We start from the raw sequence: 11,928 nt of genomic DNA, 5'->3' as shown, positions 1-11,928 counted from the left end.
CTTCAATATATTTATATATTATTAAATATTATATTTTTTTGGGAGAATTTAATTCACGGAACCTGGACTGTATTCTTTCTGCTTAAAATTGCTGAACTCTATGTATAATATCCGGATTTAAGGGTTAAGTTTAACATCGCTTCAATTCATTCTAGACATAAATATACCTGAAAGGGATGATATTCATAGTACGGACTGCCCAGAAAGTTAATACCAAAGTAAACAGGGATCTTAGTAAGAATTCTGTTGAAAGTACCGCTGATTTTCTTTTTCTTGAACCCGCAGGCTACCCCATGGCCAGTGTTCTGGAAGAATACCCGATCATTGAGAATCCGGGTGTGTTCGAACACTATGCACGGGAACAGTGGAACGGCATGATAGCCCGTAAGGGAGAATACCTTTTTGACAGACGGATGTATCCGGACTTTGCCTACCGGATCAATGAAGTGGAACCTCCCGAATCTGTGATTGGTTTCAAGACCCGTATAATCGTCAAGGAGATCACGGTCAGCAGTGCACCCACGGTTGAGTTCACAAGTGATGTGTCCTTCGATGACGTTGTGGGACAGGAAGGTGCACGGCGCAAGTGCAAGCTCATCGAGCGTTTCCTGCAGGAGCCCGGGATGTTCGGACGCTGGGCGCCAAGAAATGTGCTCTTTTTCGGACCATCGGGTACCGGTAAGACCATGTTTGCCAAGGCACTTGCGAACAAGACCCATGTGCCTATACTTCCGGTCAAGGCCACAGAACTGATTGGTGAGTTCGTGGGTGAAGGCGCCCGCCAGATACACCAGTTATATGAGCGCGCCCAGGAAATGGCACCATGTATTATCTTCATCGACGAGCTGGATGCCATTGCACTGGACAGGAGATACCAGGAGCTGCGTGGTGACGTTGCTGAGATAGTCAATGCCTTGCTTACGGAAATGGATGGCATTGTCGAGCGTTCCGGTGTATGCACAATTGGTGCCACGAACCGCAACGACACTATTGATTCGGCCGTAAGAAGCAGGTTTGAAGAAGAGATAGAATTTACCCTTCCGGATGAGAAGGAACGACTCAAGATCCTTGAATCTAATATCAAGACATTCCCTCTTCCTGTGGAAGATGTGGATCTCAGAGAGATTGCAAAGATGACAGAAGGGCTTTCAGGAAGGGATCTTGTGAGTAAGGTTCTCAAGACAGCACTCCATAATGTGATCGTTGAGGACCGTGATTACGTAAATCAGGGTGATCTGCTCGATTCTGTCAAAAAACTAAAGGGTGTTCAGAAAATTTCAGACCCTGAAAGACTCTACATTTAAGGATTATCTTTTTAAATCTGACAAATATATCGGAGAGCTATGTCTGAGGTAAACGAATCTGACAGATTTGAATGTGTAGTCATCAATGTAATCGACTCTCTCATGTGGAAAGGAGTCGTAGTCGAGGAAACAAGGTCCGGGGGCCGTGTCTATTTCGGAAAGGTCAAGCCTGATAATTTCAACTATGGACCCGGCGACATCCTGTATCTGGGTGTGAAGAAACTTCCGTACGGGACCGAGGAAATGAGCGCGGAAGTCTCTCTTTACGATTCCGAGGACAGAAAACTTGACTGGACATTCATCTGAAGATCTGTCTTTCTTTTGATCTCATAAATCATTTTTTGTCCGGGTATGGGACTTCGATCTCCATCATATCCTCGGCAACTATGACGTTCCCGAAAACAGCTTTTGCCTCTTCAAGCAGTGGTGTCACATCATCGGAATAGCGGGAGCTGATGTGTGTTAATATCAACTGTTTTACACCTGCCTCTTTTGCAAGCAGGGCTGCTTCTTCTGCGGTCGTATGCATGGATTCGATCGCCCATTCCTGCTGGTCCTTTGACAGGGTTGCGTCGTGGATAAGCAGATCAGCATCCCGGCTTGCCTCCAGTATGCCACTGCAAGGGCGGGTATCTCCGCTGTAGACTATTTTTCTGCCAGGGCGTGCGTCACCCACGACATCTTCCGGCAGAATGGTTCTTCCATCGAGCTCCACGACTTCACCGTTGTGCAGTTTTGAGAACAGGGGTCCGGGGGGTACACCGAGTTCCATCGCCTTTTCACGGTTAAATTTACCCGTACGCTTATCTTCAACCAGGGCATATCCCAGGCTCGGTACGCTGTGTTCTGTTCCTATAACATGTATCGAGTACCCGTCCCGCTTTATTATATCCCCGGCTTCAAGGTCTATGCCTTCTATTTCAAAACGCAGTTTGTAATATCCAAGTGCACTCAGTATTCTTACGAATTCATGCACCCGGTGAGGGCCGTATATCTTCAGGGGCTCTGTCCTGCCATGAAATGACATCGTCTGTATCAGTCCGGGTATGCCAAGTATGTGGTCTGCATGAAAATGAGATATGAATATGGAGGACAGTGCCTTCATTCCGGTCTTGGCCCGCATCATCTGCTGCTGTGTTCCTTCGCCACAGTCAAAGAGCATTAGTTCACCTTCACGGTTGACCATTGTAGCCGAAGTGTTGCGGTCTTTTGTCGGGAGGGAACCGGCTGTACCGAGAAAAATTACACGAAACATGGGTTCTATTTAGTGATTGCAATATTTATCAATTGCTTTGTGGATTCGGTGATTATGATGCTCTGTATTCTCTAACTTCTTCAATTGCTTCAATTCTGCAAGAGGCGTTATGAAACCATTCGAAAAGTTCATATAGAATCTTATTATTAATGGTACGTCCATAAGTCATATTTGTTTAAAGAACAGAATCAAGTTCACTTTTCACACTGATTAAGAGGATATATCATGAAATGGCAAGGCAGATCCAAGAGGACATATACAGGTGCCAAGATCAAGGCAGCACGTGGTAAGAGAAAATACGAATTAGGCCGTGAGTCTGCTGACACACACATAGACGACACCAAGAGGAAGAACATTTCCACAACCGGTGGTAACAGGAAGGTCAGACTTCTGCAGTGTAATGTTGCAAATGTCACCGATTCTCAGGGGAAGTCACAGCAGTCAGCAATTGAGAATGTAATTGACAATGTTGCAAATGAACACTATGTCAGGCGTAACATCCTTACAAAGGGTTCAGTTGTAAAGACCGCTCTCGGCAATGCAAGAATCACAAGCCGTCCTGGTCAGGATGGTGTGGTTAACGCAGTATTGCTCGAGTAAGCGAAAAATCTCTTTATTTTTTCTTTTCTTATTATGGGGTTGCTCAATATGGACGAAAAAACACGTCATATCCTGGAATGTCTCGAAGAAGATGCGAGAATTTCACATGAGAAGATCGCAACCCTCACAGGCATGCCCGTTGGAGAGGTTAGCAGGATCATCAAGGACATGGAAAACAGCGGTGTAATACGTAAGTATAAGACCGTGATCGACTGGGACCTTGCAGGTGATGAGAACGTATACGCTATAATCGAACTGAAGGTAAGTCTTGAACGCAGCCTTGGATATCAGGCCCTTGTGGAACGCCTGTATAAGTTTCCCGAGGTCCGCTCTGTAAGACTGCTCTCAGGTCAGTATGATCTCTCGCTCACGGTTTCCGGCAGTTCCATGAAAGAGGTTGCTTTCTTTGTTGCGGAGAAGATATCAACCCTCGAGCAGGTGCAGCACACAGCCACGCACTTTGTCCTGAAAACCTACAAAGAGGACGGAGTGATCCTTTATGAGCAGGACCATCTCGCACGCCTGCCTGTAACTCCTTAACTCCATTTGATTTTGTTAACAAAGGATGTATGATGTATGAGAAAAACATGCCATCCCTCAAGATTCGTTGCAGATGTAATTAACCGGGTACCTCCTTCCGGTATTCGTCGCTATTTCGACCTTGCGTCCGAGATAGACGATGCTATATCCCTGGGTGTGGGCGAACCTGATTTTGTTACTCCGTGGCATATCCGTGAGGCATGTATACATTCCCTGGAATGCGGGGAGACCTCATATACTTCCAACTACGGTCTCATGGAGCTGCGTGAGGAGATTTCTAAATCATTTTCCGGGAAGTATAATATAAGTTATAATCCCGAGTCTGAAATACTCGTAACATCCGGTGTAAGTGAAGCACTAGATGTTGCCATCCGTTCTATCACAAATCCCGGCGATGAGATTATCATACCTCAACCATCTTATGTTGCCTATGTGCCTTCTGTGATGTTTGCAGGAGGAGTGCCTGTTCCTGTGATGAACAGTATCGAGAACAACTTCAGGTTGCTGCCTGAAGATCTTGAGGCCGCTATCACTGATAAGACCAAGGCTTTGATCCTGAACTATCCGAACAATCCCACCGGTGCCACCATGAGCCGGAAGGACCTTGAGGCCATAGCTGATGTGGTTGCGGAACATGATATAATGGTAATCTCGGATGAGGTCTATGACTGTCTGACCTACAATGGCGGACATACATGTTTTTCCTCTCTGGAAGGAATGCGTGACAGGACGATATTGCTCAATGGTTTTTCCAAGGCGTATGCAATGACGGGTTTCAGACTGGCGTTTGCCATGGCACCTCCGGAGATCATAGCTTCAATGATGCTCATCCACCAGTACTGCATGCTATGTGCGCCTATAATCGCTCAGCTTGGCGCTATCGAAGCCCTGCGCAACGGCCAGACCGAAATGGAAAAGATGGTGCGTGACTATGACAGACGACGCCACCTTATCGTCAGTGGCCTCAACAAGATAGGACTGGACTGCTTCGAGCCCAAGGGTGCGTTCTATGCCTTCCCGTCAGTCAAAAATACCGGCTTAAGCTCCGAGGAATTCGCCGAGCGCCTTCTTTTCGAGCAGAAGGTTGTCACCATTCCCGGCAATGTGTTCGGTGAGGCCGGAAACGGTTTTTTGCGCTGTTCCTATGCAACTTCCATGCAGGAGATAGAAGAGGCACTTGCAAGGATCGAGGCTTTTGTGGATGGATTGTAATATCAGATGACTAATCCGTTCATGCAATTTTTCACCATACTTTTACTGACTATTTTTTGATTTGTTTTTCACCACAAAATCATTTTAAAGAAATGTATATTATTTATATATCATAATATTATTATATGAATAGTCTATACTCTTTGAATATGTGAATTCAGAATAGGCTTTTATATGCCGGTTGGGAAAAACATAAATGCTAAAGGTACTGATTTTCGAGGACAGTGAGAACCGCAGTGTTTTCAGGAAAAAGCTTGAGGATATGGGACATTTGGTATCTGTAGTGTCTCCCGAAAGGGCCGATGTTCCCGGGCAGCTCAGCGCTCACGGACCAGATTTTGTCTGTTTTTTCGCGAAAGGGTATAATGATAAGGTTCTCGATGAATTAATAATATTCAATAAGCAGAATCAGATTCCTTTTATTGTTGCTGTATCAGATCTTGACGATTCATTGTTTGATCGCCTTGACGGCTTGAAGTTTGCTGAGTACATAAAAGAACCTTTCAGTAAAGCTGAACTCAGTTATACTATTAATAAGCTAATTGAGCTTAAGTCAGACCTTACTGAACTCCATGATCAGAAAAAAAGGTATAATGGTGTGGTCGATAATCCGCTCTATGGTTTTGCACGGCATGAGGTCATAACGAATGAACAGCTAGAACCCATTGATTACAGATTCCTTGAAATCAACAAGGTCTTTGAAAACCTAACCGGACTTAAGAGGGCTGAAATAATTGGGAAAAAAGTAACAGAGTTCCTGCCGGGTATAGGGGAAGACACCGATCTGATAGAATCATATGGAAAGGTTGCTCTGGAAGGTACGACAAAACGTTTTTCTCAATATGTCCCTGAACTTGGCCGCCATTATGATATTCATGCCTATTCTCCTGAGGAGGGACAGTTTGTCACTGTTTTCATTGATGTTACTGAAATTAAGACTGTAGAGAAGGCTCTCCGGGAAAGTGAGGAGAAGTTCCGTCTTATAGCTGAAAACTCAAATGATGTAATATGGCTGATGGATAAAAATGGTCAATTCCTTTATCTGAGTCCTTCCGTGGAAAAACTCAGGGGCTATACTCCTGAAGAGATAATCGACCTCCCACTTGATCGGAAACTCACTCCCGAATCCTTTGAATATGCCAGTGGGATACTTGGGACATTTAGCAGAGATTTCAAAAAAGGAATACTTCCGGACACTCCGCGGATAATTGAAGTAGAGCAGCCATGTAAGGATGGGTCTACCGTATGGGTGGAAATCCACATCAATCCGGTTCTTGATGAGGAAGGAAATTTCAGGTTCTTCCTGGGCATCAGCCGCAATATCCATGAGCGTAAGAGGAATGAGCAGAAGCTGGAAAAACAAAGAAATATACTGAATTCAATTTTTGATCTTGCACCTACGCCGATGCTTCTCATCAATCAGATCGGTGTTATTGAGGATATTAATTCTGCGTGTGTTGATGTCACTGGAAAGGATAAGAGCTCAATGCTTGGTCTAAGAGCCGGGGAAGCTTTTTCCTGTCCGAATTCATTTAACGGTTATGGCTGTGGTACCACAGAGGACTGCAATAGTTGTATTTTTAAAAATACTGCCCTGGAGACGATCATGAATCGCACGGGCCTTTCCAGAAGAGAGGGTAGTTTTACTATGGTCCTGCCGGATGGTTCTGAGGATGTAAGGGATGTTCTCATCTCCACTTCTTATCTTGATATGGATAACAGTGCAAGGGTAATGTATTGTATACATGACATTACTGAGAGCAAAAAAGCTGAGAATATATTAAAGGAAAGTGAAGAGCGCCTGCAGACCCTATATGGTAACATGCCCGGAGGAACTCTGATAATCGGGCGGGATTATATTATAGAAGATGTGAACCAGCGTACCTGTGAGATCACCGGATTCAAAAAAGATGAACTCATAGGACAGCCCTGCGATATAATATGTCCCAAGGGCTCTCTTTCAAAGTTGTGTCCCATCTGGGTAGAAGGTCTGGAAGGTTTCCAGGGTATGGATACTGCTGTCAAGCGTAAAGACGGAACTAAAAATCCTGTTCTGAAAAACGCCAAGAGAATTACTATTGATGGAAAACCGTGTATTCTTGAGAATTTCCAGGACATCTCTGGACAAAAGGAAGCAGAAGAGGCTTTGATAAACTCCAAGATGATCGCTGAGATGGAAAGCAGGACAAAGAGCGAGTTCCTTGCCAGTATGAGTCACGAGATCAGAACTCCGCTTAATGCGATTATAGGCTACTCTGATATGTTACTTGAAGGTATGCTGGGAGAAATGAGTGATAAACAGCGAAGGTCACTGGGACATATTTCCACAAGTGGAAAGCATCTTCTTGAACTAATCAATGATATTCTGGACCTGTCCAAAGTGGAATCCGGAAGAATGGAACTGAACTATGAGCGTTTCAATGTGGCTGAGATCATTGAAAACGTAACAGGTATTGTTACTCCCCTGGCGAAAAAGAGCAGAATAGAACTTAAAACCTCTTTTGAGAATGGGGACATGTTCGTGACTGCGGACAGAATACGCTTTAAGCAGATCCTTTACAATCTTGTCAGTAATGCCATCAAGTTCACTCCTGATAACGGAAGCGTGGAAATCAATGTAGTTGAAAGAAATGGCATGCTGGAAGTTTCGGTGATTGATACGGGCATAGGTATATCTCCGGAAGATCAGCAAAAACTGTTTGAACCCTTCAGTCAGGTGGATTCGGATATGTCCCGGCAGCATGATGGGACGGGTCTTGGTCTTTCACTTGTTAAACAGTTCGTTGAACTGCATGGTGGAAGTATTAATGTCGAAAGCGAGGTTGGAAAAGGGAGCAAGTTCTCTTTCAGCATTCCTGTTAGAATCCCGGTTGAAGAAGATAATTAGTACTTTAACTTTGATCGCACAATTCTTTTTTATTTGCTTTTGCCGGATCAAAAGAACTGGTATCCGTATATTGCGAGTTCCGCAAGTATCAGGGTAAGTGCAAAGTTTCCTGCAAGCAGGGGAGGAACCATTTTCTTCAGGGGAAAGCCCAGGATCGCAAGAACAATCGCAAGTATATCACTTGGAAGTGGGGTCAGTGAATAGAAGAAGATCAGCAATATGATCGTCCTGTCACTGACCTTCTCCACAAGCTGCAGGAATCTGTTGATGTATTTCCCATATGTGGGGGTTACACAGCTTCTCCCTTTTTTGCCGACAACGTAAAATACAATATCTCCCAGTGTCAGACCTACACTTGCAAAAATTGCAAGGTATACGGGATTCACTCCGCCGAGAGAAATTGTGACCAGCGCAGTGTAGAAGGATGTTGAAGTGAATGCAGATACTCCGCCGCTTGCTGCAAGAAGGAACACAATGAGGTATGTGTTTTGCACTCCCAGAAACTCGACTACCTTTTCAGGCGGGTAGTATACAAGTAGAACGGACCATGCAATTATGAATAATACCAGTGATATTGCAACTAAAAGATCTTTTCTTTTTGAAGAGCCTGTATTGTTGACAAGTTTACACGAATTTACATGATCGTCTGTATAATCTGTGTCACCGGTCATATTTGCAGATGGCATTACCTGGTATAGAATGACCGGTTCCCATATAATTGCTGTCTTTTATGGATATTTTTTCAGCAGTTCAATAAATTCAGTCGCTTTTTTCGTCAATCGCAGGATTTATGGATTCAGGTAAAAGGTTCTTCGGTGTTAGGTATTCCTCATGAAACATTCTTGCCATGAGCACTACATACGACAACAATAGGGGACCTATGATGATGCCCAGCAGCCCGAACAGGTTAAGACCGATGATCACTCCGATCAGTGATACAAGCGGATGGATCTTACCTACCTTTTCCTGTATTGCGGGACGGAGGAAGTTATCGACAGAACTCAGTATCACACCACCTATCAGTACTCCTGCGGCACTAAAATAATCCTGCTGCAGCAGCTGGAATATGACTGCAGGTATCCAGATGATGGGAGGGCCCACAACAGGCAGGAAAGAAAGGACCGCAGTGATAAAACCCCAGAGTACGGCACCTTCTATATCCAGTAAGTAGAATGTTAGAGCAAGTATCCCTCCCTGTACGACTGCAATTACGCCGGAGCTTATCATGGTGGTCTGTACAAGTAATCTGAATTCGGCAAGAAGACGATCTGTATTCTTTTCATTGAAGGGAAACGCTCTCTGAAGATCCTTTAAAAAAGCTGAATTCTCACCTACGAAAAGGTAGAAAAGCAGGAAATACATGATGATGAACTCAATTGCTCTTCTCCCAACTTCCTGTATGGCATCCAGTACCATTACGCTGAAGTATTTGGCAATTCCCGTAGCCAGCTCCAGCAGCCTTTCCTGCAGGTTAATCTCTACAGGTAGTAGTTCTCTGCTTACCTGAAGTACGTGGATATTGACGGCTTCCGCATAGGCAGTGATCTCATCGATATTTAGAAGGGCGTTCTGTGCCTGGAAGACGACTATTGTGAATAATACATAGAGAGGAATAAGGATTATTATTATCGATAAAATGATCATTGTAATTGCAGCTATGGAAGGCCTGACCTTAAGACGGGACGTGAGAAGATTATACAGTGGCCTGAGTAGCACATATAATATGAAAGCACCAAAAAAAGCATTTATGTAAGGATATAGTGCATAGGCAAGCACGACCGACAGTATGGCCAGTACCAGCAATGCCTGTGACATCTTCCCGAAGCTTTCCATGCTTCTCTTTTACACTATCCTGATATATAAATTAATATCATTGAATAATGAAAATATATTAGTTATATAATCTGTCAGCTGGCATCTGGATTTAGTAGTTAATGCTCATGTATGTTGTCTGTCATACATCTGTATATGCCTGTGCGTCACTGCAATGTATGGGATTTTTCTTTATATACTTGCCTGAACTTTTTCTGACCCACAGTCTTTTAAATAAGAACAACTTTGTTCTATCTTGTCAGCTTAGATCTGCTCGATGGGAGTAAGCAAAAATTGCAAAAAAGGTGCCAGTTGTCATGTCATTAATGAAACACATCAATAGTTTCCAGCGTCTTATTGTCTGGATTATAATACTGCTGATGGTAGTTGTGATCATGAGTGCGACACTTGAGATCGGATGGATTATCCTCTACGACCTTATAACGCCTCCCTTTATGATAGTTGATGTTAATCAGATACTTGATATCTTCAGTCTTATCTTCATTGTGATCATAGGTATAGAATTGCTTGAGACTATCAAAATGGTCCTCGAGGAATCAATAATGAATGTGGATGTCATTATACTGGTAGGTCTTACTGCAGTAGTTCGTAAGATATTGATAATTGATATAAAAGAGACCGAGCCGATGTTCCTTGTCGGGATGGGTGTGCTCATAGTTGCTCTTGCGGCTACATATTATCTGGTTATAGTTTCAGGGAAGCAATTCAAGTGTTCTATTGAATGAGAGGAATCATTCTTTTCTTTTTAATTTTTGACGCATGCACTTCTTTTTCTCTAAACGTATTATGGTATATATTTGATGTAATGTATATTTGATTATCTTCTTTATGCTATATACAAGAAAGTGGATAATACGATTTCGTGATTTATACTCTACTTGTTTTTGATCCAGCTCTAGCAAATATAGGTCCCTGTGATTGGATATTTCGGGCTTTGATGTGCTAGTAGAAGCACTTGTTATGGTCTGTTTGTAGATTTGGAAAAGCTAAAGCATATAGTTTTTACACAGGGTATTATATTCATGGATATTTGTTTATGATTATGTATGAAACAGACACAGTCAGCGGTGTATGATTATTTATGATTTTCTATGAAAATGTAATGTTTATTCATATTATTTCCTATTGTGTATTACGGATTTGTATGCTGCTTATGTTCTAATCACATGTCTGTTATGCTTTATTCATAACATGTTCTAATATCGTCACAATTAAGTGTTAGCTGTTCCTCATTATCATAATTATTATACAAGTTAATATAGATATGTTTATATATAGGTGTGGTATGATATAGGGCTGTACTAACACAAACATGCATGTGTGGTACCCTGTGCGCTGGTGGCATGAATTGCTATCACCGCAGCCGCTGAACCAAGAAGTTTGCTTTCAGAAGGAACGTGGATGCGATTCCTCTCTCCTATCCCCAACATACAATCCACGTTCCATGTTTCAGCTCTGATCTCCTGCAGGAAGCTTCAGTTATTCACCTGACAGTATTATTTTTCTTCAGGATCCTCCAATCACTTAAATAGCACTGCTGCCATAAACTTAAAATGGTGAGTAAGTACGTACTGTCCGAACTGTGGTGAATATAATCCCGAATATCTTGAAGAATGTCGCAATTGCGGAGCTTCTCTGGTGAAAGATCCGGGCTATGCCGGTTTCTGGAAAAGATTTGTTGCCGCGATATTCGATGCTGTGATCGTTGCTTTGATAGGCGGAATCATTGCAGTTTTCCTGGGTGCGATTTTCGGAGGCATTACCGGAAGTGTTGTGGGAGTATTCGCTCGTGAAGGCTTCTTTCCTGCATTCTTTTCCACAATGGTATTCTTTATCATGGCAATCTTTCTGCTGATCCGCTGGCTCTACTTTGCGATCATGGAAAGCTCGTCATACCAGGCGACATTCGGTAAACAGTTGCTGGATATAAAAGTCACTGACATGGAAGGAAAGCGCATCTCTTTCTGGAGAGCAATGGTCAGATACTTCGCAAAGATACTCTCGGGAATGATTTTCTATCTGGGTTATCTGATGATAGGCTTCACTGAAAAAAAGCAGGGTCTGCACGATATAATCGCAGGCACACTTGTTGTCAATGACCGGTAGTTCTTATACAGGCCGTCTGGAATTGTGAATAACTCAAATCATCCCGGAGGGTCCGGCGAAGCCGGCGTTCCCTGTCAACACGAATGAAAATGGTTCGCAGACCGTATTTCAGAATAGTTTTTGCCGGTCTTCATTATGTGTCTACCCTGATGTTTGAAGTCTACTGCTGGAATAAATCCAGCATTCTTCTG

Annotated in this window: 12 protein-coding genes; 8 read left to right on the top strand and 4 right to left on the bottom strand. The window is 43.3% G+C overall.

The genetic code is table 11. The features are described 5' to 3' along the window. The first annotated feature begins 176 nt into the window (after nucleotides 1–176). Complete coding sequence (locus HWN40_RS08720) at nucleotides 177–1,304, top strand: AAA family ATPase (protein WP_176965372.1); 1,128 nt, start codon at nucleotides 177–179, stop codon at nucleotides 1,302–1,304. Between the two features lie 39 nt (nucleotides 1,305–1,343). After that, nucleotides 1,344–1,610: a hypothetical protein gene (locus HWN40_RS08715; protein WP_176965371.1), complete on the top strand. Its 267-nt coding sequence runs from the start codon at nucleotides 1,344–1,346 to the stop codon at nucleotides 1,608–1,610. A gap of 28 nt (nucleotides 1,611–1,638) precedes the next feature. On the opposite strand, the gene rnz is transcribed toward HWN40_RS08715, so the two are convergent. Continuing rightward, the gene (rnz, locus tag HWN40_RS08710; RefSeq protein ID WP_176965370.1) at nucleotides 1,639–2,559 is read right to left on the bottom strand and encodes a ribonuclease Z; all 921 of its coding nucleotides are present in this window, start codon (nucleotides 2,557–2,559) and stop codon (nucleotides 1,639–1,641) included. Between the two features lie 225 nt (nucleotides 2,560–2,784). On the opposite strand from rnz, the gene HWN40_RS08705 reads away from it, so the two are divergent. The 4 genes from HWN40_RS08705 to HWN40_RS08690 all read left to right on the top strand — a co-directional run bounded on the left by HWN40_RS08705 (nucleotide 2,785) and on the right by HWN40_RS08690 (nucleotide 7,798). Continuing rightward, nucleotides 2,785–3,159, top strand: coding sequence for a 30S ribosomal protein S8e (locus HWN40_RS08705; RefSeq protein WP_176965369.1), 375 nt, complete (start codon nucleotides 2,785–2,787; stop codon nucleotides 3,157–3,159). A 48-nt stretch (nucleotides 3,160–3,207) separates the two neighbouring features. Further along, nucleotides 3,208–3,699 carry an Lrp/AsnC family transcriptional regulator gene (locus HWN40_RS08700; RefSeq protein WP_176965368.1) on the top strand — a complete coding sequence of 164 codons (492 nt, stop codon included), beginning with the start codon at nucleotides 3,208–3,210 and terminating at the stop codon, nucleotides 3,697–3,699. A 36-nt stretch (nucleotides 3,700–3,735) separates the two neighbouring features. Beyond that, the gene (locus tag HWN40_RS08695) at nucleotides 3,736–4,911 is read left to right on the top strand and encodes an aminotransferase class I/II-fold pyridoxal phosphate-dependent enzyme (RefSeq protein ID WP_176965367.1); all 1,176 of its coding nucleotides are present in this window, start codon (nucleotides 3,736–3,738) and stop codon (nucleotides 4,909–4,911) included. A gap of 196 nt (nucleotides 4,912–5,107) precedes the next feature. Then, entirely contained in the window at nucleotides 5,108–7,798 is a 2,691-nt protein-coding gene (locus tag HWN40_RS08690) for a PAS domain S-box protein (RefSeq protein ID WP_176965366.1), read from the top strand. A gap of 47 nt (nucleotides 7,799–7,845) precedes the next feature. Here the strand turns inward: HWN40_RS08690 and HWN40_RS08685 are convergent, their stop codons facing one another. Beyond that, entirely contained in the window at nucleotides 7,846–8,484 is a 639-nt protein-coding gene (locus tag HWN40_RS08685; RefSeq protein WP_246275881.1) for a VTT domain-containing protein, read from the bottom strand. Between the two features lie 73 nt (nucleotides 8,485–8,557). Then, a complete protein-coding gene (locus HWN40_RS08680; protein WP_176965365.1) occupies nucleotides 8,558–9,631 on the bottom strand; it encodes an AI-2E family transporter in 1,074 nt (357 codons plus the stop codon). A 296-nt stretch (nucleotides 9,632–9,927) separates the two neighbouring features. Here HWN40_RS08680 and HWN40_RS08675 point away from each other — a divergent pair, with 296 nt between their 5' ends. Continuing rightward, nucleotides 9,928–10,356 carry a phosphate-starvation-inducible PsiE family protein gene (locus tag HWN40_RS08675; RefSeq protein WP_176965364.1) on the top strand — a complete coding sequence of 143 codons (429 nt, stop codon included), beginning with the start codon at nucleotides 9,928–9,930 and terminating at the stop codon, nucleotides 10,354–10,356. 576 nt (nucleotides 10,357–10,932) lie between these two features. Here HWN40_RS08675 and HWN40_RS13655 read toward each other — a convergent pair. After that, on the bottom strand, nucleotides 10,933–11,061 hold the full coding sequence (locus HWN40_RS13655; RefSeq protein ID WP_281361322.1) for a hypothetical protein: 129 nt from the start codon (nucleotides 11,059–11,061) through the stop codon (nucleotides 10,933–10,935). 208 nt (nucleotides 11,062–11,269) lie between these two features. Between HWN40_RS13655 and HWN40_RS08670 the strand changes: the two genes are divergently transcribed. Further along, nucleotides 11,270–11,737 (top strand): RDD family protein, encoded by a 468-nt coding sequence (locus HWN40_RS08670; protein ID WP_218165466.1) that lies wholly within the window; start codon nucleotides 11,270–11,272, stop codon nucleotides 11,735–11,737. Nucleotides 11,738–11,928 lie beyond the last annotated feature (191 nt).

The sequence above is a fragment of the Methanolobus zinderi genome (assembly GCF_013388255.1).
Classification (GTDB): Archaea; Halobacteriota; Methanosarcinia; order Methanosarcinales; family Methanosarcinaceae; genus Methanolobus; species Methanolobus zinderi.
The sequence above is the reverse complement of the archived record's forward strand: the minus strand, read 5'-3'. Positions and strand labels throughout refer to the sequence as shown.